General features: G+C 38.0%; 35 protein-coding genes and 1 tRNA gene. 32 read left to right on the forward strand and 4 right to left on the reverse strand.

Annotation, left to right across the window (positions count from 1 at the left end; translation table 11 throughout):
• Positions 1-307: 307 nt before the first annotated feature.
• The 7 genes from ACH2DQ_RS02030 to ACH2DQ_RS02060 all read left to right on the forward strand — a co-directional run bounded on the left by ACH2DQ_RS02030 (position 308) and on the right by ACH2DQ_RS02060 (position 6780).
• Positions 308-1060: an N-acetylmuramoyl-L-alanine amidase family protein gene (locus ACH2DQ_RS02030; RefSeq protein ID WP_394912725.1), complete on the forward strand. Its 753-nt coding sequence runs from the start codon at positions 308-310 to the stop codon at positions 1058-1060.
• On the forward strand, positions 1057-1461 hold the full coding sequence (locus ACH2DQ_RS02035) for a secondary thiamine-phosphate synthase enzyme YjbQ (RefSeq protein WP_394912724.1): 405 nt from the start codon (positions 1057-1059) through the stop codon (positions 1459-1461). Before ACH2DQ_RS02030 ends, ACH2DQ_RS02035 begins: the two co-directional genes overlap by 4 nt.
• A 2-nt stretch (positions 1462-1463) precedes the next feature.
• A complete protein-coding gene (locus ACH2DQ_RS02040) occupies positions 1464-2030 on the forward strand; it encodes an HD domain-containing protein (RefSeq protein ID WP_394912723.1) in 567 nt (188 codons plus the stop codon).
• Positions 2031-2062: 32 nt separating this feature from the next.
• Positions 2063-3547, forward strand: a complete 1485-nt coding sequence (locus ACH2DQ_RS02045; protein ID WP_394912722.1) for a methyltransferase — start codon at positions 2063-2065, stop codon at positions 3545-3547.
• Between the two features lie 220 nt (positions 3548-3767).
• Positions 3768-5573 (forward strand): oligoendopeptidase F, encoded by a 1806-nt coding sequence (pepF, locus tag ACH2DQ_RS02050; RefSeq protein ID WP_394912721.1) that lies wholly within the window; start codon positions 3768-3770, stop codon positions 5571-5573.
• Positions 5574-5672: 99 nt separating this feature from the next.
• Positions 5673-6443: a nitroreductase family protein gene (locus ACH2DQ_RS02055; protein ID WP_394912720.1), complete on the forward strand. Its 771-nt coding sequence runs from the start codon at positions 5673-5675 to the stop codon at positions 6441-6443.
• Positions 6444-6707: 264 nt separating this feature from the next.
• Positions 6708-6780: transfer RNA gene (locus ACH2DQ_RS02060), tRNA-Gly, on the forward strand.
• Positions 6781-6890: 110 nt separating this feature from the next.
• On the opposite strand, the gene ACH2DQ_RS02065 is transcribed toward ACH2DQ_RS02060, so the two are convergent.
• From ACH2DQ_RS02065 to ACH2DQ_RS02080, 4 genes are all read right to left on the reverse strand, one after another.
• Complete coding sequence (locus ACH2DQ_RS02065) at positions 6891-8066, reverse strand: tyrosine-type recombinase/integrase (protein ID WP_395025316.1); 1176 nt, start codon at positions 8064-8066, stop codon at positions 6891-6893.
• A gap of 160 nt (positions 8067-8226) precedes the next feature.
• Positions 8227-8652, reverse strand: coding sequence for a hypothetical protein (locus ACH2DQ_RS02070; RefSeq protein WP_395025318.1), 426 nt, complete (start codon positions 8650-8652; stop codon positions 8227-8229).
• Between the two features lie 68 nt (positions 8653-8720).
• Positions 8721-9428, reverse strand: a complete 708-nt coding sequence (locus tag ACH2DQ_RS02075) for a LytR/AlgR family response regulator transcription factor (protein ID WP_395025320.1) — start codon at positions 9426-9428, stop codon at positions 8721-8723.
• 507 nt (positions 9429-9935) lie between these two features.
• On the reverse strand, positions 9936-10343 hold the full coding sequence (locus ACH2DQ_RS02080) for a helix-turn-helix transcriptional regulator (RefSeq protein WP_395025322.1): 408 nt from the start codon (positions 10341-10343) through the stop codon (positions 9936-9938).
• A 134-nt stretch (positions 10344-10477) separates the two neighbouring features.
• Here ACH2DQ_RS02080 and ACH2DQ_RS02085 point away from each other — a divergent pair, with 134 nt between their 5' ends.
• The 25 genes from ACH2DQ_RS02085 to ACH2DQ_RS02205 all read left to right on the forward strand — a co-directional run bounded on the left by ACH2DQ_RS02085 (position 10478) and on the right by ACH2DQ_RS02205 (position 25410).
• The gene (locus ACH2DQ_RS02085) at positions 10478-10618 is read left to right on the forward strand and encodes a hypothetical protein (RefSeq protein WP_395025324.1); all 141 of its coding nucleotides are present in this window, start codon (positions 10478-10480) and stop codon (positions 10616-10618) included.
• A 15-nt stretch (positions 10619-10633) separates the two neighbouring features.
• Positions 10634-11260, forward strand: coding sequence for a Bro-N domain-containing protein (locus tag ACH2DQ_RS02090; protein ID WP_395025326.1), 627 nt, complete (start codon positions 10634-10636; stop codon positions 11258-11260).
• 12 nt (positions 11261-11272) lie between these two features.
• On the forward strand, positions 11273-11590 hold the full coding sequence (locus ACH2DQ_RS02095) for a helix-turn-helix domain-containing protein (protein ID WP_395025328.1): 318 nt from the start codon (positions 11273-11275) through the stop codon (positions 11588-11590).
• A gap of 515 nt (positions 11591-12105) precedes the next feature.
• Entirely contained in the window at positions 12106-12294 is a 189-nt protein-coding gene (locus ACH2DQ_RS02100; protein WP_395025330.1) for a hypothetical protein, read from the forward strand.
• A 136-nt stretch (positions 12295-12430) separates the two neighbouring features.
• Positions 12431-13087, forward strand: a complete 657-nt coding sequence (locus tag ACH2DQ_RS02105) for a lambda-exonuclease family protein (protein ID WP_395025332.1) — start codon at positions 12431-12433, stop codon at positions 13085-13087.
• A gap of 9 nt (positions 13088-13096) precedes the next feature.
• Entirely contained in the window at positions 13097-14014 is a 918-nt protein-coding gene (locus tag ACH2DQ_RS02110) for a hypothetical protein (RefSeq protein WP_395025334.1), read from the forward strand.
• Between the two features lie 14 nt (positions 14015-14028).
• Positions 14029-14916, forward strand: coding sequence for a DUF1351 domain-containing protein (locus tag ACH2DQ_RS02115; protein WP_395025336.1), 888 nt, complete (start codon positions 14029-14031; stop codon positions 14914-14916).
• A gap of 15 nt (positions 14917-14931) precedes the next feature.
• On the forward strand, positions 14932-15891 hold the full coding sequence (locus ACH2DQ_RS02120; RefSeq protein ID WP_395025338.1) for a recombinase RecT: 960 nt from the start codon (positions 14932-14934) through the stop codon (positions 15889-15891).
• Between the two features lie 16 nt (positions 15892-15907).
• Positions 15908-16357 (forward strand): hypothetical protein, encoded by a 450-nt coding sequence (locus tag ACH2DQ_RS02125; protein WP_395025340.1) that lies wholly within the window; start codon positions 15908-15910, stop codon positions 16355-16357.
• Positions 16358-16375: 18 nt separating this feature from the next.
• Positions 16376-17110, forward strand: coding sequence for a hypothetical protein (locus ACH2DQ_RS02130; RefSeq protein WP_395025342.1), 735 nt, complete (start codon positions 16376-16378; stop codon positions 17108-17110).
• Positions 17111-17199: 89 nt separating this feature from the next.
• Positions 17200-17517: a hypothetical protein gene (locus ACH2DQ_RS02135; RefSeq protein WP_395025344.1), complete on the forward strand. Its 318-nt coding sequence runs from the start codon at positions 17200-17202 to the stop codon at positions 17515-17517.
• Between the two features lie 19 nt (positions 17518-17536).
• Positions 17537-18442 carry a DUF4373 domain-containing protein gene (locus tag ACH2DQ_RS02140; protein ID WP_395025346.1) on the forward strand — a complete coding sequence of 302 codons (906 nt, stop codon included), beginning with the start codon at positions 17537-17539 and terminating at the stop codon, positions 18440-18442.
• 15 nt (positions 18443-18457) lie between these two features.
• Positions 18458-19165 carry an ORF6C domain-containing protein gene (locus ACH2DQ_RS02145; RefSeq protein WP_395025349.1) on the forward strand — a complete coding sequence of 236 codons (708 nt, stop codon included), beginning with the start codon at positions 18458-18460 and terminating at the stop codon, positions 19163-19165.
• Positions 19166-19182: 17 nt separating this feature from the next.
• Positions 19183-19539, forward strand: a complete 357-nt coding sequence (locus tag ACH2DQ_RS02150; RefSeq protein WP_395025352.1) for a hypothetical protein — start codon at positions 19183-19185, stop codon at positions 19537-19539.
• 26 nt (positions 19540-19565) lie between these two features.
• Positions 19566-19751 carry a hypothetical protein gene (locus ACH2DQ_RS02155; protein WP_377141274.1) on the forward strand — a complete coding sequence of 62 codons (186 nt, stop codon included), beginning with the start codon at positions 19566-19568 and terminating at the stop codon, positions 19749-19751.
• Positions 19752-20133: 382 nt separating this feature from the next.
• Positions 20134-20472: a hypothetical protein gene (locus ACH2DQ_RS02160; RefSeq protein ID WP_394910529.1), complete on the forward strand. Its 339-nt coding sequence runs from the start codon at positions 20134-20136 to the stop codon at positions 20470-20472.
• A gap of 28 nt (positions 20473-20500) precedes the next feature.
• Entirely contained in the window at positions 20501-20800 is a 300-nt protein-coding gene (locus tag ACH2DQ_RS02165) for a hypothetical protein (RefSeq protein ID WP_394910528.1), read from the forward strand.
• Between the two features lie 219 nt (positions 20801-21019).
• Positions 21020-21250 (forward strand): hypothetical protein, encoded by a 231-nt coding sequence (locus ACH2DQ_RS02170; protein WP_395025359.1) that lies wholly within the window; start codon positions 21020-21022, stop codon positions 21248-21250.
• Positions 21251-21286: 36 nt separating this feature from the next.
• Positions 21287-21604 carry a hypothetical protein gene (locus ACH2DQ_RS02175; protein WP_394910525.1) on the forward strand — a complete coding sequence of 106 codons (318 nt, stop codon included), beginning with the start codon at positions 21287-21289 and terminating at the stop codon, positions 21602-21604.
• A gap of 62 nt (positions 21605-21666) precedes the next feature.
• Complete coding sequence (locus tag ACH2DQ_RS02180; RefSeq protein ID WP_395025361.1) at positions 21667-22074, forward strand: hypothetical protein; 408 nt, start codon at positions 21667-21669, stop codon at positions 22072-22074.
• Between the two features lie 3 nt (positions 22075-22077).
• Complete coding sequence (locus ACH2DQ_RS02185) at positions 22078-22302, forward strand: hypothetical protein (RefSeq protein WP_394910523.1); 225 nt, start codon at positions 22078-22080, stop codon at positions 22300-22302.
• A gap of 353 nt (positions 22303-22655) precedes the next feature.
• Positions 22656-22925 (forward strand): hypothetical protein, encoded by a 270-nt coding sequence (locus tag ACH2DQ_RS02190; protein WP_395025363.1) that lies wholly within the window; start codon positions 22656-22658, stop codon positions 22923-22925.
• A 154-nt stretch (positions 22926-23079) separates the two neighbouring features.
• Positions 23080-24081 carry a tyrosine-type recombinase/integrase gene (locus ACH2DQ_RS02195; RefSeq protein ID WP_395025365.1) on the forward strand — a complete coding sequence of 334 codons (1002 nt, stop codon included), beginning with the start codon at positions 23080-23082 and terminating at the stop codon, positions 24079-24081.
• Positions 24082-24105: 24 nt separating this feature from the next.
• The gene (locus ACH2DQ_RS02200; RefSeq protein WP_395025367.1) at positions 24106-24630 is read left to right on the forward strand and encodes a hypothetical protein; all 525 of its coding nucleotides are present in this window, start codon (positions 24106-24108) and stop codon (positions 24628-24630) included.
• A gap of 465 nt (positions 24631-25095) precedes the next feature.
• Entirely contained in the window at positions 25096-25410 is a 315-nt protein-coding gene (locus tag ACH2DQ_RS02205; RefSeq protein WP_395025369.1) for a hypothetical protein, read from the forward strand.
• The last annotated feature ends 35 nt before the right edge of the window (positions 25411-25445 follow it).

Below are 25445 nucleotides of genomic sequence, written 5' to 3' on the forward strand. Positions count from 1 at the left end.
AAAGTAGCGCCGCACTGTTAAAGTGGAAGCGCTATTTTTTCGTAAAATCGTATAGCTAACCGGGAGGTAACAGCTGTTAAATGGGATGTTTATGCAGGCTTTTTATTATGTGTTAAGAAAAAAATAAGGAAATGTTGTAAAAATTTTCACAATTTGAAGCTATACTAGATCGTGTTTGAATTAAAGTTCAAAAACTTTAGACAGTACGGAATTGAAACTGATAAAAATGTGAAAACATTTTCACATAATTAATTAGACAGTATCGCAGACAGGCTTTTGTTATGAATGCGGTCAAGTGAGAATACGAATGAGAAACAGTCAGAGAAATAAAAGAAGAATGTCCCAAAGAAGGTCCAGGGGAGGAAGAGAAACACAAAATCAGCAGCGTGTGGAAATGGTGAAAAGAACGATTGTGACAGGAGTAGGGATATTTATTATCGTTCTTGCTGTTGTAGGGTACAGGCTGATTTTCCATAAAGCTCAGCCGGTGAGTGTGACCGAAACAACTGCAGAAACCCAGGCGGCAGCGGAGACGGAAGATTCAAATCCTATACCCCAGCCGGATATCGATGTCCAGCTGCTTGATATCAATCCATATTCCAGACCCGGGATACCCACCGATAAGATCACAGCCATTGTTGTACATTATCTTGCCAATCCCATGACTACGGCTCAGGAAAACAGGGACTATTTCGACAGCCTCAAGGACCTGCAGAATGATTATTTAAGCAGTAATTTTATCGTTGGTCTGGACGGAGAAATTATTCAGTGTGTACCCACTTCTGAGATGGCATATGCTTCAAATGACAGAAATCAGGATACCGTTTCCATTGAATGCTGCCACCCGGATGAAAGTGGAAAATATAATGATGCAACCTATGAATCGCTGGTTAAATTGGTAGCTTTTCTTTGCGGAAAGTTCGAGCTGGGGACGGATCAGATTATCCGGCATTACGATGTAACCGGGAAAATATGCCCCAAGTATTTTGTAGAAAATGAAGATAAATGGGAAGCGTTTAAAACAGATGTAGGAAATTATATGGAGGAGTATATGAAATGAATACCTATAAGCATAATTTAACAATATCACAGCGCCAGCGCCTGGTGGATATTACGGCAAGCATAAAAGAAGATGTGAAAAAGAGTGGGATTGCGGATGGAATTGTAGTGATCTATTGTCCTCACACCACGGCAGGCATCACGATTAATGAAAATTGTGATCCGGATGTATGTACAGATTTTATATATGGTTATGAAAAGGTGTTCCCAACTCAGGATAAAGAATACCGCCATTTTGAAGGAAATTCCCATGCACATATGAAATCCGCGGCTGTTGGCGCATCATCCACTCTGATATTGGAGAATGGGAAACTGATTCTGGGTACCTGGCAGGCGGTTTATTTCTGTGAATTTGACGGTCCTCGCAACCGGTCTTATTATGTTAAAGTGATGGAGGGATAACCGTGCATGCAGAAGCCATATTAGAATTCCTGAAGCTGTCAGAACAGCTTAAGTGCAATACCAGGCACTGTGAGACTTCTTCTGGAAGAAAAGAAAGTGTAGCGGAGCACTGCTTCAGACTGGTTCTATTCGCCTGGCTTTTAAGGGACGATTTTCCTGATTTGGATATGGAAAAGGTCATGCACATGTGTCTGATCCATGATATGGGAGAAGCCGTAACGGGTGATATTCCCTGTTTTGAAAAGACGGATGAAGCAAGGGCGGTTGAAGGATTGGAAATCAAAAATATTGCCGAAATGCTGGATGGGGGCAGAAGGCAGGAATTTTTGGATCTCCATAGGGAGATGGAGGAAAACGAAACCAATGAGGCCAGATTATTTCATGTCTTGGATAAGATGGAAGCCGTTATCCAGCACAACGAATCAGATCTGTCCACCTGGCTGCCGCTGGAGTATGATCTGCAGATGAATTACGGAGTGGAAGAAGCAAAAGAATTTGAGGTTACTGATAAATTAAGAGAACTTGTACTGGAAGTAAGCCGTAAAAAAATTATGGAAAAAGAAAAATAGAGAGAGCGGGCACGTAGCCTGTAAGGAGCTTTATGATAAAAGAGTTGTATAAAAATATTTGTGATGGCAGTGAAATAAGAAAAAATTTGATTTCTCTAAGACAGGAAATGAAGGAGCCGTATGCAAAACGTGCACTGGCGTATGAACTGGCAGGCGAATTTGAGGTGTTTGTGGCACTTTTGAAGAATGAGGATGCAAAAGTTAGGAAAAATGCCGCCCTTATTATGGGGGATCTGGAATGTGAGGATTTGCTGCCTGTATTAGTGAAAGCTTATAAGAAGGAAGAAAAACTATTTATTAAATCTGATTTTTTGAAAGCTGTTTCACAGTATGAATACCAGGATTATCTGGCAATGTTAAAAGAAAGGCTTCTACAGCTGACAAATGATCCTGTTGAGGAATCTAATATGAAGCATGTACGAGAAGAATCTGCCCTGCTGCAGAATATGATTCTGAAATACGAGAAGCCCCAAAAGCATAAATTCACAGGACTTGATAAACCTCTGGAAGTGATATTGCTTACAAATCGCAGCCACAGGGAAGTAACGAAGAACCAAATTGCAGACGGTGAGATTAAGATGCTGGCAGGGGGACTTCGGGTAGCAACAGAATCACTGGAAGAAATTCTGCCGATTCGGACGTATCAGGAAATGCTGTTTCCGGTTAAAGGAGCACCGGTGCTTAGAGGTACGCCGGAAGAAATGGCTTACCAGCTTAAACGCTCAGGACTCTTGCCATTTCTGGAGGAGATGCACAGTGGGGAAGGTCCGTTTTATTACCGCATTGAATTAAAGAGCCGTATGACGCTGGATAAAAAAGGTCCTTTTATACGTAAGATCTCTGCAGCGCTGGAAAAGCAGCTGGACAGAAAATTGATAAATTCTTCCTCGGAATATGAAATTGAATTGCGGCTGATTGAGAATAAAGCAGGGGATTTCATTCCGCTGTTAAAGCTTTATACTTTAGAGGATAAACGGTTTTCTTATCGGAAACAGACACTGCCGACGTCTATTTCGCCCTGCAATGCAGCACTTATTATGGAACTTGCAAAAGAGTATTTAAAGGATGGGGCACAGGTATTAGATCCATTTTGCGGAGTGGGAACAATGTTGGTTGAACGCAGTAAAATAGCGAAAGCCGACCCGATATATGGACTGGATATTTTGGAAGAAGCGGTAGTAAAAGCAGAAGAAAATACTAAAAATGCCGGAATGATTGCTCACTATATCAACCGTGATTATTTTGATTTCCGTCACGAATACCTGTTTGATGAGATTGTAACCAACATGCCGGGTGTATCGAAAACCAAGGACCGGGTATTCGTACAGAAACTCTATGAGAAATTCTGGACAAAATCCAAAGAGCTGTTAAAAGAAGACGGATGCATTGTGATGTACTCTGACGAGCGGGAGGTGCTCCTTGGAACGCTGCGAAAACAAGATTATTTTAAACTGGTAAAAGAGACCGTCATTAATGACAGGGAAGGCAGCAGTGTTTTTATTGTGAAATGTATTTAGTTCTACAGCGGACGTTTTATATTTGATCTAAAAATGCATTATAGTTGGGTTTTGCTGATTAATACTTATGAGAAACCGGAGCAGCTTCTTTGCTGCTCTGGTTTTGTCTTTGCGTTTTTTCAGAAGAAATGAGAGACAGCAACTGCACCCCTTGACAGTATTTTTTAAGGCTCGTATACTTATCCATAAGAAATGGAAGCAAAAGAATGGAGGAATTTATATGGCAGAAGGAAACGTGATTATAACCAGAGAACAACAAAAGACAGAACATACATGGGCAATGGAAGATCTATACAAAAATGATGAAGCCTGGAAAGAAGACAGCAGACAGCTGGAAAAAATGATTGAAGAATTTTCAGCATTCCGTGGACATTTGAAGGACAGCGGGAATCGCCTTTTGGAAATGCTGGATGCCTACAGCGATATGAATCAGCTGGGGGAAAAAATATATGTGTATGCTAACCAGAAATTACATGAGAATACCGGCAATGGCAAGTATCAGCAAATGGCAGGAGAGTCCCAGGTAATTATGACCATGTTAAACAGTGCCACCGCTTATGTGGTACCGGAAATTCTGGGGATACCGGCAGAATTACTGGAGAAATTTAAGGCAGAAACTAAAGGTTTGGAAAGTTACCAGAAATTTTTAACGAATATAATAAGGCAGAAGGATCATGTTTTATCTGAAAAAGAGGAAGAACTTCTGGCTGGTGTCTCCGAGATTGCACAGGGGCCAGGAAATATTTTCAGCATGTTTAATAATGCAGATATTAAATTTGGAGATATTACAGATGAAAAGGGCGATACCGTCAGACTGACCCAGGGACGCTATATATCCTTTTTGGAGAGTAAGGACAGGAAAGTCCGCAAAGAAGCTTTCGAGACCATATATGCCTCTTATAAGAGCTTCCAGAATACACTGGCTGCTATTTACGATGCCAATGCCAGGCAGGCGGCTTTTTACGCCAAAACCAGAAACTATGATTCCGCACTGGCAGCGGCACTGGACGACAGTAATATTCCGGTTCATGTGTACGATAATCTAATCCAAGCAGTTCATAAGAATATGAACCTGATGTACCGGTATGTGGATCTGCGTAAGAAATTACTGGATCTGGAGGACCTTCACATGTATGACCTGCATGTTTCAATGGTGTCTGGGGTAGATATGAAAATTGATTATGAACAGGCGAAAAAAATAGTTCTGGAGGGTCTGGCACCTTTAGGAGAAGAATATCAGGGATTGCTTCAGCAAGGATTCGCCAGCCGTTGGATTGACGTCTATGAAAATGAAGGAAAGAGAACAGGTGCTTATTCCTGGGGGGCTTACGGTACCCATCCCTATGTACTTCTGAATCACCAGAATAATCTTAACAGTGTATTTACCCTGGCACATGAAATGGGTCATGCACTCCATTCCTATTATTCCGATGAAAACCAGCCCTATATCTATGCGGGGTATAAGATCTTTGTTGCGGAAGTGGCATCAACATGCAATGAAGCGCTGTTGATTCATCATTTAATAGAAAAGACAGAGGATAAGCAGGAAAAAGCATATCTGATTAATTACTTCCTCGATCAGTTTAAGAGCACTCTCTATCGCCAGACTATGTTTGCAGAATTTGAAAAAGCTACTCATAAAGTAGTTGGAGAGGGCGGAACGCTGAATGCGGAGACATTGTGCAAGGTATACTATAATTTGAATAAAACTTATTTTGGTGACGGGATGATAATTGACGATGACATCGCTTTTGAATGGGCAAGAATACCTCATTTTTATACACCGTTTTATGTTTATCAGTATGCTACAGGTTTTTCAGCGGCAATTGCCATTAGCAGTAAAATATTAAATGGTGAAAAAGATGCGGTAGAAAACTACAAGAAATTCTTAAGCGGGGGCAGTTCCATGGATCCGATAGATTTACTGAAGTTGTGTGGAGTAGATATGACACAGCCGGAACCGGTAGATGAAGCTTTGAAAGTCTTTGGAAGTTATTTGGATAAATTAGAACAATTGTACAGGTAATGCTTTAAAAAATAAACAATTTTCCATCAAATTTTCAGTAGATATTCTGATCAAAACATGTTACAATATTGTTACAAAATGTTTAAATGGGTGAGAAGAATGAATCTGTACGAAGCGATTTATGTCAGAAAATCGATACGGAATTTTAAAAAGGAAGCAATAGATGATAAAATCTTAAGCGGAATCCTTGAATTTGTAGAGGAAATAGAACCGATATTTCCCGGAATTGGTGTGAAAGTTGAAATTATTGATAATGTTTCGAAAAGAGGCCGTGTCGGTGGACTGGTAAATGTAAGCGCGCCTTATTATATCGCTCTGTACGCTGAGAAGAAAGAAAAAAGAGATCTGCATGCAGGCTATATTATGGAACACATATCACTGTATCTAAATACAAAAGGAATTGGAAGCTGCTTTCTCGGTATGGCGAAACGAAAAGACAAAAAGATGGAAGAGGATGGGTATGATTTTGTCACGGCTCTGGCATTTGGGTTTCCCAAAGGCTCTCTGTTCCGCCATGATTATGAGGCCAAGCGTCTGAGTCTGGATGAACTGTGTGCATATAAAGAGAGACCTAAGACCTGGGTGAAAGAGATCCTGGATACCGCAAGGCTGGCTCCATCCAGCTATAACAGCCAGCCATGGCGATTTGTTGTTTATGAAAACAGAATCCATGTCTTCTGTAAGAAAGCTGTAATGGCAAATGGTACCTTTGGAAAATTTGCAGAATTAAATCTGGGTATCATGTTCGCCAATGTAATGATAGCGGCGGAAGAGATCTGGGTGGATTTAGATTTAATTCGTCTGAATAATATCACTCATAAAACACTTCCGAATAATCAGTATGTTTTAAGTGTTCTGCTAAAGCAGTAAACGGAGTATATTGGTGATGATGAGCTGTGATGAGTTATATAATATAGTAATATCATGAAGCAGAGAACGGTTACATTTGTAGGGAGAGTTTCAATGTTTACGATACTTTTACAGCATTTGTATACCGTTCTTTATAGTATTTTTAACAAAATAGAATATACAATTTGAAAAATATAAAAAATTTCAAAATAACTGTTGACAAATACAGGAAGATATAGTATTATAATTCTTGTCTCAAGGAGATAAAAAAGAAAAGTAAGATATGCGCGAGTGGCTCAGTTGGTGGAGCGCGACCTTGCCAAGGTCGAGGCCGCGGGTTCGAGTCCCGTCTCGCGCTCTTAGTTTTATTAGTATTTATGCGGGTTTGAGAGTAGTGATCTCAGGCCCGCGTTTTTTTGGTTTACGAAAACGGTTAACGTCATTCGTTTTTTCTGTTATACTCTGTTACTACATCGCTACATGTTTTGAATAATTTTCTAATGCTTTGCTTGTCATTTTGGTGTCAACGTGCGCATACCTGGACAAGAGAGTCTTAACACTATTCCCCATTATCTGTGCAATTACTTCGTGCCGCTCATCATTACTCAAATTGTTGGTGGCAAAGCTATGCCGGCAGTCATATAAAGCAATCTGTGGAAGAATAGCGCCGCCATTTGGGAGTTTTCCGTGTGCATCCAAGTATTTCTCCATCTTATCATTGTGACGCTTTAAAATCGTCCTGAACGCTTTTGAATAAGTGTCCGGTTTTATTGGATTCCCGTCTTCATTTACAAATAAGAAGTCGTTATTTCCAAACTCAGGATACTTTGCCTGCATCTCCTTTTTCCATTGTAAGCTACGTTCTACAGCTTTTGCTATTGGTTCTGGGAGAGTAAGACCTCGATGACTCTGAGCGGTCTTCATGTCCGAGACAACAAGATCATTGTCCAATCCTCTGTGCAATGTCAATTCACCAGATTCCGTAAGATCGGTTTCTGCTATACCACATACCTCACCAGGGCGTGCACCAGTCAATAAAGATAATACAAACATGCCGTAGAAGCGCGAGAACCGTACTTCTGGAAGCTTTAGGAAGTACATGCATTGTTCATCCGTCCAAGTAGTTTTTGTTGGAAGAACAACCTTTGCTCGCTTCACCCGGCAGCAGGGATTTTGGGGAATTATCTTCAGAGTGTCAATGGAATAATTAAAGATGTTGGAAAGTATATTGATACATTTATTCACGGTTTCAGCTCCGTACTTCTTTTTCATGACATTTATATAATTCTGAATATGAACAGAAGTAATTCCGGTAACTGCCTGCCCCTCAAAGATATCTTGTATATAATCACTGTAATATCTCTTGTATGTCTTGAGGGTTGAATTTGCATAATGTCCTTCCGTAGCATCCAGCCAAGAAGCGGCGGCCTGATCGAAAGTCATTTTTTTATTTTTCTTTTCAATTCTTAAACCGTCTTCCATTTTCTTTAAAATTTCTGATTCATCGTGCACGGCTTCTTTCCTGGTAAGCCTTACCGGACCGGTAAAACGCTGTTTGGTATTGACATCATACACATTCGCATAATACTTGATTGTTGTTTTGCCTGTTTTCTTAGATGCGTACTTTTTTTCTTGTATGCTCATGTTGTTCATCCTCCTGTTTTAGACATAAAAATAGCGCCTATACAGACGCTTGGAAAGATGATATAATATGCTTGTCTAGGGCTTATTATATGGTCCTTCGTGGTCTGTATAGTAACATTTGAGCCGTTCGGTGTTTCCGGCACCGGGCGGTTTTTATTGTTTAATTAACGGTTTTTAGTGTTTCGCCATCCCTTACACTTGTTTTGCGGCAAAATTTACAATTAAGGCTTTCCGCTTTTCGCGAAAATTTGTTTTCTTTCCCGCAATACGGACAATCTGCCCGACATTCGGCAGTGCACATATTATATCCGCACCCCACAATGCCCAATCCTCCAATTAAGAAAATGATTCCAAACGGGAGAATAAAAGGCAAGCTAACTAGAGCGATTAAAAAGCCGAAAATAACCAGTAGCATTCCGCTGATTTTATGGGAATTAGTAAAAGATATTTCCGTTGCCCTGATCTTTTGCTCGATCTGTTGGTGCTGTACGCTACTTTCGGATGCTAAAGGGTTGCCACAATGCGGGCAATTCTTTGCGTTTTCGGATACTTTTCCTCCACACTCGGTGCAATTAATTAATGACATAACTTATTCCCTCTTTCTTCTAAATGCTTTTGCATTCTAAATTTTTAATTAGATCTTAGATAACATTTTTATTTTCTCCTATAGACTAAAAATTGTTGCACTGATGACTCTAGCCATTCTTTACTTAATGGCAAGGTTATCCCATTATTTAATATCACTTCTGTCTTGTCTATGCTTTCCACATATTTTAAATTAACAATTTTGTCCTTTGATATTCTGCAAAAACCTATATCTAAGCATGTTTTTGCGATTTTAGTCATAGATTCCCATGTGTAAATAGGATCATCATTTAGTCGTATAATGCATGTCTTGCGCCCTGATTTTGAAAAATACAAAATATCTTTTAATAATACCCGTAAAGTTTTGTATCCAGATGTTATAGTTATAAATTTATAATCGTTATTATAAATTCCTATAAAGTTTTCTATAGTACTGGGAATTTCGTGTTGCATATGAGTTTTTCTAACAAAATTAAATGGGTAATATTTGAGTGCGTCAAATACATAGTTCTCATATCCGGATACATAAACAATCTCTCTATTGTAATTTCGCTTGAACAAATATTCTCCCGCATCAAGCCCATTGAATTCTGGCATATCAATATCAAGAAATATTAGGCTAATGGGAATGGAATCCACAAGATCTATCAAACTTTTCGCATCACATAATTTGTGTATCTTAAATGGAATTTCTAGGCATTGCATTTTGTTTTTTATAATCTCGCTTATAGAATCCCTAAATATATGCTCATCATCAACCACGGCTATATGAATCATTTTGTAAATCACCCTCTTTTCTGATATTAGGCGTTAGTGATTTTTAACAAAAATATATATTAGCACTTTGGTTGGTCTTTGCGCGAAAACCGGGAAAGTTTGCGCGAAACTGTAATTTATTAATAATTATTGGATACCCAGTATAAACAATGTACAAATTTATGTAATCATAGGCGCTTTACATAGAATTATTTCCAGTTTTTAACATTTTCTTTTGTCGAATTATATACTATAATCTAATCATATTAAAGGCGCGCCTCCTAAAAATTAATAAAACAAGAACTTATGTTCGAAAAACTATTGCAAAAATCGAATGCCAGTAGTATTATAATTACATAGGAATTTCGGGTTTTTGCATCCAAATCAAGGAGGGCATACATATATGATCAATGAAGAACAAATCAAAACTATTAATCAACTTCTCAAACTATGCGACGATACTGACGAGTTAATTTTAAAACAAATAAAAATAATATTGTTGAATCATCTGAAACGGAGAGGAAGGCTTTAGCCTTCCCTTTTTTTTATGTTATTTATTAATGACTTACAAATATCCTTGAATAGTTCTTTTGATTCGGGTTTTAGTTCCCTATATGTGTGCATAACTTCTTGTATTATTATGAATAACTCATTATCAGGTTCTTCTAATAAATCAGATACCATATTCGCTAATTCATCTGTTTCTTCCAATTTAAGAAACATGTCCCCCACTCCACTAACCAACCAGTCCTCATTAACGAGTTTTCCGCTCCAGGATTTTAAGCAAATAAGTTTTGCTGTTCTTTCAGATAAATTTTTTCTACCATTTTCTATGTCGGAAATATGTCCTTGTGTAGTAGATATTTCTTTTGCAAAATCTCCTTGCTTCATTCCGAGTTCTTTTCGAAGAAGTTTTAATCTTTCTCCATCGTTCAATTTCATCACCTCCATGTATATATAGTAACACAAATAATATCACTTTGCAACAAAAATATTTAAAAATACTATTGACAAATTAATCTAGGAGATATATACTTATCACATAGCAACAAAGAAAGGAGGCGAACAGCATGGGTGACAAAGAAAAGAAAGATATTAAAGAAACTGTAAAAATGCTGATGCAGCTTAACACCGAAAGCTTACTACTCGCAAAACAGAGTGTAAACACAATTTGGGCAATGGAAAGATTGCATGATAAGAAAGCAGGATAGGAAAGGGGCATCACCATGAAAACAGAAAACTGGAACGGATGCAACATTCGATTTGTAGAGAAAGACGGCGAGTGGTGGGCAGTTGCAAAAGATGTGGCAATAGCATTGGGCTATAAGCATACGCCACAAATGGTTAGAAATCTTGACCAAAAAGATAAGGGGGTGCATAAAGTGGACACCCTTGGAGGAAAGCAGGAATTATCAATAATATCGGAATTTGGTATTTATGACGCAACATTCGGAAGTCATAAAAAAGAAGCAAAGGAATTTAAACGCTGGGTATTCAGTGTTATTAAAACCCTCCGCCAGTCGACCGGACTGGAGGGCTTTCAGATCTTCCGTATGCTAGATAAGGAACACCAAAAAGAAACAATGTCAAAATTATGCAAGACATTAAGAAAACCGGTTCAGGTAGATTTTATTAAAGCCAATATAATTGCAAACAAGGCGGTATCTACGAGGTTTGGATTTCCCAAAATGGTAAAGAAGGCTGAAATGACACCTGAGATGCTTATCGACCGGCAGGAACTACTTGAGAGCGCTGTTGATCTAATGGGAGTAAAAGAAAAGTTCCAACTTAATATCTCAGTATCTGATGAAGTTTATAAGATGGCGAATAACAGCAACAGGCAAGCAGGTTAGGAGGTGCGAAACGTGGGAATAGAAGAAAGAATTTCCCTGTTAGAGGAAGAAAACAAGAGGCTTCAAAAAGCCATAGATTACCTAAAATCCAGAGCGGACGATGGTTTCTTCACACCTGAAGAAGTAGCAGAAAAAATGAAATGCTCCCGGAATCATATCTATGATCTGATTAGAGAGGGCATAATTGAGACAGCGCCAAGGATTGGGAAAAGTATAAGAATTCCTATGAGTCAATTTTATAGGAATGAACAGCCGGTATCTATTAGCGAAGAAAAACCAATGCGAAAACGGTCAGGAAAGGAGGATATAAAGAAAATGATCTTTGGATGACCAGTAACCCATTATACAAGTAGTAGAAAGGAGAGGATAAAGTGACAGATATGTTGATAACCATTAATATATCGGAAGCATTGATATTGACATTTCTTATAATAGAAGTAAGCAGTATTAGAAACAATAAAAAAGATACGTTACACAATAAAATTTTCGGCATAACGTATCCAGCGTTAGGAATATTGTGGGGGACCATTTTGGCTTTTCTTCTAAACGGGCTTAACTAGATCGCCAACAGAAACAGAGCTAAACGGAATTTAAATTATAGTGAAAGCAAGGAGATATGTCAATTGGTATTTAGACCTCGGATTATATAACAAAAAAGAAAGAAGTAATGCCCTTGAAAAACAAAGTAATTAGCCTACTGGCAACAACCTGCATAATGGAAACAGCGCAGATCATGTTTCAAACGCCCTGGACAGCCTTAGAAGCAATAACAGTTGGCTTTTGGATTTGCTTGCTGATCTATTACTTTATACAGGAATTGGATGATATGGAAAGGAGGAGGAAGCGTGAAAGGTAAACAGAAAGCAAAGACAATAGCGGAATTCTGTATATACAGATGGCTGGAGTACAATAACTTCGTACTCTCCGAATTCAATATTGAATTTAATAAGAACGAAGCCGTTATAGCTGATAAGCATGGTGAGATCCTGGTACTTGTTTATGAAAACGGCGATGTGCACGAGAAGGAATTTTGATAGGAGATGAAAATGATGATATGGATAGAGGATGTTAAGGAAATAAAAGAATCCCAAGAAGCTGCAACTTCTCAGGATTCAGATAACAAAAAATAATTTTACACCTTTATTATAAGGCGGAAAGGAAAGAAAATCAATGGCCTGTTATAAAATTTACGATTTTCAAAATGAAATGTCGTGGTTGGGTGGTCGTACTAACGGGATTGGCGGAAGCGATGCAAGCGCCATAGTTGGAATGAATCCCTATAAAACAAATATAAAGCTCTTTGAGGAAAAAACTGGCAGGACCGTTTCAGAAGACATTTCCAATAAGCCCTATGTAATATATGGGAAAGAAGCAGAAACCCACATTCGTGAGTTGTTCAAACTGGATTATCCACAATACAAGGTGGAACACCATGAATTCAGGATTTTACAAAGCTTAAAACACCCATTCATGCAGGCGAGCCTTGACGGTGAACTTATGGATGAGGACGGGCGCAAAGGCATACTTGAGATAAAGACTACAAACATTCTGCAGAGTATGCAGCGTGAGAAATGGAAGGACCGCATACCGGATAATTATTACATACAGGTGTTACATTATCTTCTGGTTACTGGCTATGACTTTGTAGTATTGCGGGCACATCTGGTTAGCACTTGGGGGACGGATGTGAGAACCCAGGCAAAGCACTACTTTATTGAACGGTCCGAGGTTGAAAGAGATTTAGAGTATCTGTTGCAGGAAGAAGTTAAGTTTTGGCAGTATGTGGAAGCTGGCAGGAAGCCACCGCTTCGGCTGCCGGAGATATAGGAGGATATCATGAACGGTAAAAATATAAAAAAACATTTAAAGGCAAGGATTCGAAAATGGACAGACACAATAGAAGATGAAGCAGTAAAAAAAGCTATTTCTGAAAATGTAATTGTGACAGGCGGTGCGCTTGTTTCCCTTTTGACAGGGGAAGTAGTAAATGATTATGACATATACTTTAGGAATCAGTCGGCATGCATTACAGTAGCCGGATATTATGTTGGCAAGTGGAACAAATTACATCCGGATAAGCCAGTCACTCTCAAAGTGGAAGAAGAGACAGGGAAGGTAAGCTGCTTTATTTCATCAAAAGGGATTGCAGACGAAAATGAGGAAAAGAAAAGCGACATTTCCTATAATTTCGACACTATGCCAGAAGAGGACGATGCAGTTGGAATGGAACGGGAACCGGAAGAACAAAAGGAACCGGCCAGCGAAGACAGCCAGGAGAAGTACAGACCCAGGTTTATCACGAGTAACGCCATTACGCTCTCGGACAAAATTCAGATAGTCACGAGATTTTACGGAGAGGTGGAAGATATTCACAGAAACTATGATTTTGCACATTGCACATGTGCGTGGAGTTCCTGGAATAATGAACTTTTCCTTCCGCAGAAAGCGTTGGAATGCATCATAAACAAGGAGTTGTATTACATTGGTTCGTTATATCCACTGTGTTCGATTATCAGAACCAGAAAATATCTGGAAAGGGGATACCATATCAATGCAGGGCAATATGTAAAGATGGCGATGCAATTAAATGCATTAGATTTGACAGATGTAAATGTTCTGGAAGATCAGCTTACGGGGGTTGATACTACATACTTCCAGATGATGATTAATGAACTGAAAAAACATCAGGAAGAAACGGGAAGTGATAAGGTAGATACCACATATGCAATGGAACTTATAAACAAGTTATTTTAGGTCAGGAGGACAATATGGCATTAGAATTAATTATCACAAGTCCCCAGGAAGCGGGATTTGTAAAGAATATTGAATGGAATTATGAAGAGTTAAAAAGAGAGGTTGCAGCCAAGGCAGAGGAATATAAAGGAATTGCCTATACGGAAGATAACGTAAAGGACATGAAGTCTGACAAGGCTCTGTTGAATAAATTCCGGACAGCTATCGAAGATGAGCGTAAGCGGGTTAAGAAATTATGTCTGGAACCGTATGAAAGATTTGAACAGCAGATTAAAGATGTTGTAAGCCTGATCGATGAACCGATCAAACTGATTGACGGACAGTTAAAAGAAATTGATAACCGTTATAAAGCAGAAAAAAAAGCATTGTGCCAGGACATTTACAATAGAAACATCGATACACTAAGAGGTGTTGTTCCATTCGACCGTGCCTTCCATGACTACTACTTAAATAAAACCATGACAGAGAAGAAGATCGAAGAAGAAATGAAAGGCATGTTCTCCCGGGTAAATGAGGAACTTGATACCATAGAAAGCCTGCATAGTGAATATGAGATGCAGATAAAAGCGGCATATATTAGTTCTCTTGACTTATCAACTGCCTTACGGGAAAAAGAGCGATTGGAGATGGCAAAAAGGGCCATGGAAGAAAGGAAGGCCCTGGAAGAGAAAAAAGCTGCCGAGGCAAAGCTTGCTGCAGGAAATGAAGTCATGAATCCACCGGAATCTCCCATATCTAAACCACCATCGGAAACAGCTCAGAATAGTCAGGAAGCAGTGCTTGAAACGAAAGATACGATGGTAACGATTGATTTCAGGGTTACATGTAGCCGGGAGCAGTTGCAATTGTTAAAAACATTCCTTGTAACAAATAAAATAAATTACGGTCCGGTGCCGAAATAGCAGGAGGTAGGAAAGATGGCAGTAGGAAACAGTTTAGCAGCACAAAAACAGCAGAAAACAGGATTAACGGCATACCTTACTCAGGATGCTGTAAAGAAGCAGATTAACAGTGTGGTAGGTGGAAAGAACGGTACCAGATTTATTTCCAGTATTGTATCCGCGGTACAGACAACACCTGCCCTGCAGGAATGCTCAAACAGCAGTATATTGTCGGCGGCGCTACTGGGGGAAGCTTTAAACCTTTCCCCATCCCCGCAGCTGGGTCAGTATTATATGGTTCCTTTTAAAAATAAGAAAAAGGGTACTTCCGAAGCACAGTTTCAGATTGGATACAAAGGATTGATGCAGCTGGCGCAAAGAAGTGGTCAGTATCTGGATATTGATGCAATAGAAATACATGAAGGGGAATACCTGGGAAGGGATAAATTCACCGGGAAACAGAAATTTGAATTCATAGAGGACGATGATGAGAGAGAAACACTGCCTGTTATCGGGTACCTGGCATGTTTCGAACTTCTTAACGGATTCCGCAAATCTATCTATTGGTCTAAGCGGAAGATGCAGGAACATGCTGATAAGTATTCCAATGCTTTTAGTCTTAAAGTAGCAGAATTGATTGCACAGGGGAAAATACCGGAAAGTGAAATGTGGAAGTATTCATCATTCTGGTATAAAAATTTTGATGAGATGGCACGCAAGACTATGTTACGGCAATTGTTCCAGAAATATGGAGCGCCAATGAGTATTGATATGGTAAGAGCTATTGATTCTGATATGGCCGTTATTAATGAAGATGGAATGCCGGATTATGTAGATAATGACCAGAAAGAAGGTGAAATTGTGGAAGAGCAGGAATTCAAAGAGGTAAAGCAGCCGGATCAGGCGACTGTGCAAGAAGAAGCCGAGCAGACTAAGGCCCCAAAAACAGAAACAGCAGACCATGGCAATATTGAAGATGATTTTTTTAATAATTAAGTAGGAGGATAAATCTATGAAGCATATTGATTTAGAGAAGTTTGCAAGTGGGGCTTTTTCGTCCCAGGTTAACCGGGAACTTGAGAAGGTAACCCAGAACATTCAGGATCCGAATACGGATGCTACAGCAGTAAGAAAGATCACAGTAACAATTTCCCTAAAACCAAATGATAACCGAAATTTTGTTGCAACGGGAGTGCAGGCCAAATCTACACTTGCACCGGCACTGGGAGCAGTAACGGCAATAGCCATGGGCAAGGATATTAAGACCGGTGAGGTGGATGCAGTGGAGATTGGTGATCAGATACCGGGACAGATGTCAATTGGCCAAATAGAAGAGTCTGCAGAGGAAGAAAAGCCTGAAACAGTAAAGACGGTAGATCCTTCAACTGGCGAAATATATGAGACGCCGGTAACAAATGCAACCAGCAACGTAATTGATTTAAGAGCAGCCAGACAGGCGTAAAACGAGGAGGAAAAGAACATGATTAAAGAAGCATTACAGTATGTATCCGATTTAAAGGCAAAGAGCATGGAACCAATTGTTAAAGAGATCAACGGTAAAACTTATTGCAACATGGATTTGAGAAGATATGATACGGAACCTATGGCGGAGGCCATCAGATCTACAACATTGACTGCCATGGTCGATTATATGAAGAACCGATCTGATGAGTTAAAGGAATCCATGATTGTGCATGTAGTAAGCCCGGTAAAAGTGGAATTGTATTCCGGACTTACAAAAGAACGCAAAAGAGAATACCTTTTTGAATGCAATGCCATCGTACCGAAATTTGAATTTGACCGCTGGTATGATCAGGAAAGATTCCTAATCGAAACTCAGGCAAATTTTGAAGTAACTTCCGATATGGAAGTGATTTTAAAAGTATCCGGTAATGTAGAGGCTAAGACAACAGCTACTTGCTCTGATGACGGTATTAGCCAGAAGACCACGATTAAGCAGGGTATTGCAAGTAAGGCAGATGTACTTGTACCAAATCCAGTAACACTTACACCATATCGTACATTTCTTGAAGTACCGCAGCCGGAAAGCCAGTTTGTTTTTCGAATAAAAGATGTAAACTCTGAGCCTGCATTTAAACTGGTTGAAGCGGAAGGCGGTTTGTGGAAGAATAAGGCCATGGAGAACATAAAGGATTACTTCAATGATCAGCTGAGAGGCTCTAAGGTAATTAGTCGGATTACCATTATTTCATAAGGCACCACTTAAATTAATATATCACATGTAACCGTAAATATTGATTTCTTCCCCTGTCACAGAATCAGGCAGGGGAGAAGGGAGGTATTGTGAACAGCAGACAGAAAGGCGCCCGTGGAGAACGGGAATTGTCCAATGTTCTAAAACAATACGGATTTAAAGAATGCCGCAGGGGTCAACAGTATTGTGGAAGTAATGGAGATGCTGATGTGGTAGGACTTCCGGGAGTGCATATAGAATGCAAGAGGGTAGAAGCGCTTAATATAGATAAGGCATTAAACCAAGCTGAAAATGATGCAAGTGAAACTGAGATTCCTGCAGTATTTCATAGAAAAAATGGGAAGTCTTGGAAAGTAACAGTGGGTCTTTCAGATTTCATAAGATTGTATAAGAAAGCAAATAAATAACGGAATAAGTGGGAAGTAGGTGGTCATATTGACTCGTGGAGCGCCGAATAAGCGTGGTCTGGAATACTTTCCGAAGATGCTTAATTTCTATGAAGATGATAAGATATTCGACCTTTTAGACGAGTATGGCCCATTAGGGGTTACGGTCTATGATGTGATACTCACAATTGTATATGTGAATGGGTACTATGCCGAATTATCAGCAGACAAGCTATCAAGAATGGTCATCAAAAAGATAGGAAATAAGTGGATAAAAAATAAAATGGTTGTCGTGCAAGTAATAGATTATTGCGCGGAATTAGGACTTATTGATAAGGACCTCCTTGCGCAGAATATTATTACCTCTGTTGGAATTCAAAAACGCTATTACAAGGTAGCTGTACAGCTGATGAAGAGACAACTCTATAGTGATGAATACTGGCTTCTTGAATTCCCAGAAAAAAAGAAAAAAGAGGAGCCTTTATTAAATGCACCTAAAAATGTACTTTCTTCCGAAGAAAATAATATTAATTCGGAAGTAAAACAAATATCTTCGGAAGAAAGTCATATAAAACAAAAGGAAATAAAAGAAAATTATATAGATGCGGCTCCGCCGGGTAAATATTTTTTGAATGATGAGTTGAATAAAACCTTCCTTCTATATCTTGCAAAAAGGCAAAGCAATGGTGATGCGCTTGTAAAAGAAGAGATTGACATTTTGAGAAAAGAATTGTTGGATATAGCAGATAATGATACCGGAAGGATAGCGGCGGCAAGGAAAGCATTCACGAGTGGATGGAAAAGTTTTTATCCAGTAAAGCAGAAGCAGGAATCAAAACCAAAAAAGAAAGCCAAGGCAGATAATAAATTTAATAACTTCCCCCAGAGGGAATACGACTATGATAAACTTGAAAAAGAAATTCTAACCAGACAGATGGAAAAATAATGGGAGGGCATAACTATGAATACGATAGGGCAGAAAATAACTTCTGTAGAAGTTTCTGAGATGATTGGAAAGGATCATAATAAACTTTTGCGGGATATAAGAAATTACATCATTCAGTTAGGAGAGTCCAATCTTGGACACACTGAATTCTTTATTGAGAGCACATATCAGACAGATCAGAACAGGACTATGCCCTGTTACATGGTATCGAAGAAAGGATGTGAGTTTATTGCTCACAAGCTCACTGGAATTAAGGGAACACTATTTACAGCACAGTATATTGATCGCTTTCATGATATGGAGGAAGTCGTAGAACGTGGATTTGACCTGACACAGCTTTCCCCAGAGTTACAGGCTATATTTGCACATGATAAAAAAATACAGGCTGTAATGGACCATATGCAGTATCATGACGAACGTTTGGATAATCTTGAACAGACCATGACAGTTGATTACGGACAGCAGAAGGTATTAAATGACAAGCACCATGCTGCAGGGGTTGAGGTTTTAGGAGGTAAGAAATCAAACGCATATAAAGATGATAAGTTAAAGGATAAAGTATTCCGGGGAATCTGGAATGATTATAAAGATTATTTTGAGATTGCATCGTACCGGGATACTCCTGCAGTAAGATACAAAGAAGCTATCGAATATCTGGATAATTGGGTTCCGGATATTAATCTGAAACTGGAAATACAGAAGAAAAACAGGGAGGCAGCATAAAGCCGGGGGGATCTAATATGCAAAAGATTAAATTAAAATTTAGGCAAAAGCCGGAAATGGTAAGAATGAATACAGGATTATTTGATAAAAATGGAACGCCTATAAATATCGGAGATAGAACCAGATTAGTTTTAGAAGACGGCGAAGTTAGGGAATTTGAAGTGTGTTTTAAAACTGTGAAAAGAACCACAGTTAAGACACTTCCAGGATTTGAGCCAGAGACAGCGGAAGTATCTATTACAGGAATATTCTTCTGCTGGGAGGGCAACGAACTGCTTCCATGCATAGATGAAAACGGTGTGTCTGATGTTGAGAAAATGGAAGTAATCGAGAGGATGTCTGGCAGGGAAGCTGTATCACGGATATTTCGCTAAAATTAAAATTTGGAGGCGAAAAAAGCATGAGAAATAACGGATTAAGGCAGGATGACCCTGTATATTATAAAAGAAAATTAAAAGACTTAATTGAAGGGGCACAGGAAAACGGGTTAAAAATACAAGGAGTTGTTATTTCCGACAACATACAGATCTTGTTTAAGTCTAGCAATGGAGAATGTGCTGGCGTAGTAATTCCAGCAGAGATATAAAATTACCATCACGGTGAATTTACCGTGATGGTTGTAAATTGAAATTTACAAGTGATAATTAGGAGGTTAATATAATTTGAGCAAAGCGGTATTAGTAATAAACATGCCTAAAAGTTGTCCAGAGTGTATAGCATTTTGCGGATACTACAGTGATATGAGTTGCAGGTTGAACGGGAAAAGCATTCATTACCCAGTATTAAAAGAAAAACCTAGTTGGTGTCCACTGCAGGAACTTCCAAGACAAAAACCTTACAATAGATTATTGGATCGGATGGAAGAGCATGAATACGATATTGGATGGAATGCTTGTCTAGACAATATATATCCGTCTAACGAGACTTAAAGTGTATCGGATATGAAAACTTAATTTCAACAGTAACTTTTGGAGGCGAATAGTATAAAAACTGTAAGAGAGATTATTAGTGATATACATAAAAATGATGGTAAGACTTCTCATAAGGCGCTGGGAAATAATGTTGAGATATTGCCCAGTGATTGGTTCAGAGTATACCGCGGTGGTGATTGTATTATCAATAAGCTTATTTATTTTTGTTTATGGAAAGATATTGGTTCTATACCAAAAGACATTCTCGATATAGAAATAGATATGTTTAATACATGGCTGATTGGCGGAGATTTATCTTGTGAATGTATTATCTTGGATGATAAATATAAAAAAGAATATCAGTCTAAAGAAAAGATGGCACAGTTATTTGTATGAAAGATATCGGAATTGCGGGAGTTGAATTATGCATATAGATAAAGAGCTTTTATCGGGGACTAATACCCAAGCTACATTAAATGAGCTGAGTGATAACCTATTGAAAACAGAGTGGCATGCAATAGATCCAATGAGTCAAGAACAAGTGAAGTTAATAGTATCTGCTATAAAGCGAAAATATAAAGCTGCTGATATGATTGCTTATTATAGAAAACACCCAACTGAATTTGTAGAATATTTTACAGGTTGTAAGTTGTCTTGGTGGCAACGGATTTTTATCAAACATTGTTGGCAGCATAAAATAAAGTCAGCGTCAAGGGGAGGGTAAGAAATGAGTTGTAAAAACTGTGAGTGGTATCAGTTTAAGAATACTAAAGATAGACCGCTATTTTGTTGTAAGTGTGAACTAAATTATGCGTGGAATGAGTTCTATCCTGAATTACCGGGATATAAATTACTTATTAAGATATTGGACTACATAACAATAGGAATAGAAAAGATTAGAACATTAATAAACAAATGAAACAAATCTTTCAAAGGAGAGTGTATGGTGAAAATTGAAAAAGAAATAGAACTAACCCCATATGAACTTGCAAAAGAAGTATGGGATAAAGATGACGATGAACAAGCGATTTTCTTTAGTGCATTAGGAAGATGCTTTTATGAAGCACAGGGCAAAGGAATAGCGCAACTTGATTATATCGCTATGAATGTAAATTTAGACGATAAAGGGAAGTGGTTTATTAAAACGTTGTTAAATGAAATGATGGTAAAGTAACTAAATGTTATAAAATGCGACTTTTAAGGAGAACAAATGAGATTTTACTATATAAATAGTCTTGGAGATTCGGGGCATTTTACATTGAAGAAAGCAGAAATACCAAAGGCCATAATGTCTGCTTGGAATATTGAAGCAGAGCTAAGCGTTGTCATTGAAAAAATTGACAAGTATCACGAAAAATGTCAGTTGATCTTTTCTCCTGCTGACGAAAATGATTTTAATAATGAACTTTTAAATTCGTTCGGATTATATATAAAAGATGGGGAAAGTTTTAAAGAACTACATTATTTAAAGGACGGTTCCTTGGCGTGGGAACCAGATAATTGGGATGGCATTTTACAGTTAACGTAACAAATGTAGGTTTCATTCCGGTGCGGCTGAAAAATTATTTGGAAATGATTTGAGGTGGTAAAGTGGCAAGTCCACAGGGGTTTATTTTATATAGGATTTGGTATAAAGATTGCCTTGTTTATTTAGGCAGGACAAAGCAACCGCTACAAGCAAGAATTAGAGGTCATATGTTTGCCAAGCCTATGCATAGATCAATTGACATCCAAAATGTAACTAAGATTGAGTATTCAAAATTTGAAACAGAAGCTGATATGAACCTGTTTGAGATTTATTATATAAATTTATGGAAACCGCCTCTTAATGTTGATGATAAAGCAAGGGATAATTTCACTATTTCTCTTCCTAATAGTGAGTGGTGTGAATTTACACCATCTAATTGGGATGAGTGGAGGAAACAGTTGGACAGCAAAGAAATGTATGGGTGGCATAAGGTGCGGAATGATAAAATTCTGGATATATTTGAGGAATAATATATGAACTATGAAACACAGTATTATAAAGATATTCCATTAAATCTAATTTGTAGGAAATATGGAAATAGGAAAGCAAAAAGATTTGTGATTAATAATACTAATCAAAATATTTGGATACCCAATAAGCATCTGGATGAAATGGGTAACATAAAAAATGGCGAGGATATTGATTATATTTTTCAATCAGCTAAAAGGAAACTAGAGATTGCAGGTATCAAGAAATAGTATTGAAATGTTGATTTTGTAAGGGGTGTTTATTGATGGATAGTTGGGAATTCGATAACATAGTTCGTTATTATAAATGGGCTGATGGTTTTACACGTGCAAAACAAAATAAACTGCAGCGTAAACTAGGAGATGGAGTTAGTTATGGGATAATGTGGATTATATTTGGTATGTGATTATTTCCAGCATTTCTATTTGCCGTAATATTGATGATTCATGGTTGGTCAGCGGATGTCGCTTTTGGATTATCATTCGTAATACTAAATTTTGGTTTTGGTCTTATATTAGAATGGGTTTGTTCAATAGAAAGAGATAAATCAGAATTTATCTAATGAACAAGAAGGAGATTATGAATGAAAAATAAAACGGAGACAATTAAGCATGGAGAGAAAGTAAGGGGTAATATATTAATCTTCATTACTGAGTATATCAAGGAGCATGGATATGCACCGACATTTAGAGAAATAGGAATGGGGGTAAACCTCAAGTCTACTGCTTCAGTTTCAAATCATATTGAAAAGATGATAAAAGCAGGAGTATTGGAAACCGATGCTGGAGTAGGATCACCGAGAGCATTAAGAATTCCAGAATCACTAGAAACACAAAATGAAAGCCGGGGATAACCCCGGCAATAAAAAAACATATAAAAGAACATATGTTTATATAACCATAAAAATATAGCAGTAGAGTCCCCGACCAAAGTTCTTCTACTGCTTCCGCTTAGGAGTATTATATAACATATTTACTTCTTAAGCAATATAAAAAGGAGAAGATTGTATGTTAAAAAATGACATTATTAATGATGTAGTAACAGAAATGCAACAGGTGTTGAATAGCGAACAGATAGAAAGATTAAAACTGACATTGATAGTTAAGATGCATAATTATGATGTTGTAGAATCTGTGTTTTTACCGGCTGTAGAGGTCAAGGACAACAATTGGCTACTGAAAAGATTTACCATAGATATGATGGCATTGGGAAGAGCAGATAGTACTATAAAGCAATATGTATTGTCGGTCCGTAATCTATTGAATGATGTAAATAAATCTTATGATCAGATTTCAGGACAGGATATAACGGATTACTTAGCTATCATGCAATACCAGAAAAGAATATCAAATAATTACAAAGGCACGCTGCTCAGATATTTTTTTAGTTTCTTCAAATGGGCATATAAGAAACGACATATTCAGGAAGATATTATGAGGGATGTAGATTATATAAGGGTTGAGAGAAAGAGAAAAGATCGTTTATCGGATATGGAAATCGAGGATGTTCGAGAAGCCTGCAAGGACTCACGGGAAAAGGCAATTATAGATTTATTGTTTAGCACCGGTATGCGTATTGGGGAGTTGGTGAGCCTTAATATAAAAGATATTGATTTTGCTTCTGGTACAGTGAGTATTTACGGAGAAAAAACAAGAGAATATCGAATAGGATTTTTAGATGTTAAAGCAAAAAAATCATTAATGAGATATTTAGAAGAAAGAAATGACACTGATCCGGCACTCTTTGTTACAAAACATAGACCTTTTAAGCGTCTTGCTAAGGCGGGAATGGAGCTGGTTGTAAAACAAATAGGAGCTAGGGCTGGTGCACATCTAATTACTACAGTGCATGTATTCCGGAAGACATTTGCGAGCGTACTGTACTTAAAGACAAAGGATATTGTATTTGTATCACGGTTGATGGGGCATTCCACAACGGATATAACCATACAATACTATCTGTGCGAAGATATAGAAGATATGAGAATTAAACATAATAGAGCTGCCTAAGACTTAATATTAAAGGAGAATTAAATGAACAATAAAATTGAAATGCAGAAGGAAAAGAAAGTATTGGAATGGTATTTGGGGCAAATGTATAGGGCAAAACTCAGAAAGCGTCAATTAAACAGAAGACTTCAGGAGATAAATGAGGAATTGAATTCTCCAATAGGAGGGAAAGGGTATTCGGCTATGCCACGGAGTAGTGGAGGAGTTAGCCAAGGAGCTGCCAGCATCGTTATGAGGATAGCTGAAATTGAGGACCGTATAGAAGATCAAAAGAATACTATTGCAAATGCAATGCTTAAAGTAATGGATATAATGGATTATTTACCAATAAATACAATGGAACGATACATACTTGAATTAAGATATATAGATTGCCTAAGTTGGAAGAGAATACAAGAGGAGGCACATATGACACGGAATCCGTGTAATAATTATCGTAATTCTGCACTGCATATACTTCTCCAGAATAGACGAGTAAAAAAGATTATAAAAGAAAATGAAAATGAGTATGACGATTACATTGAAAAAACTGGTGAGAAAAATGATTAGGAATAATAAATCTTTATCATGGAAGATTATATAACTATGGATTAAATGAAGTGAGCAATAACATGTATACTTTGCTGGACAATATGTGACAGGGTATAGGGGATCACCACACAAATAAGCATTAAGGAGGGACAAGGGATATAAGGTTGATCTAACTATGCTTACGGTAGATGTGCTTCTAATAAATGAATTCATTAAGGCTAAAGGACATGAGGAGTTGAGGAGTAAGCAAGAGGTGTTGGCCGTATGTGGTTTGATGAGATCATAACATACATGGTAAGTAAGGTAAGAGTAGATGCGGAGTGCTATAATGAGTACACAAAAGTACATTACTATGTGTTAATATAATAGCATAGAGATCAGGAGGGTGCATAGGTATAAGTGCAGAGGAATAGTTTAATAGTTAAAACGAACTTCGTTAGAAAGAAAGAGAGCTACTGTGCCTGACGAGTGTAAGAAAATTGAATGAATGGAATGCTTAAAATGTATCAAAGTGGGTGCGATATGGTTCTGACACTGCGTAATAAAGAGAAGTTGCTAGTCCCTCTGGAAAGAGAATTTTTGACAATGAATTCATATGATATTCATAGAGTATTTGGTGAAAGACTTCCGGGGGAGTGGATTGTAGTTGGAGTGCTTAACTGTGTAAATAAACTTAACCAGGGAAATGCATTATCTGCAATGTTACAACAACTAGAAGGAGTAATTAAAACTGCATTCGAAGAAGGAACATATGAATATGTATTAAAACCTATAGCTATATACAGAAGATTAAAGTGATAAACAGGGAATAAATTTAAACAGGGCTTGCAGAT

The organism is Robinsoniella sp. (assembly GCF_034124845.1).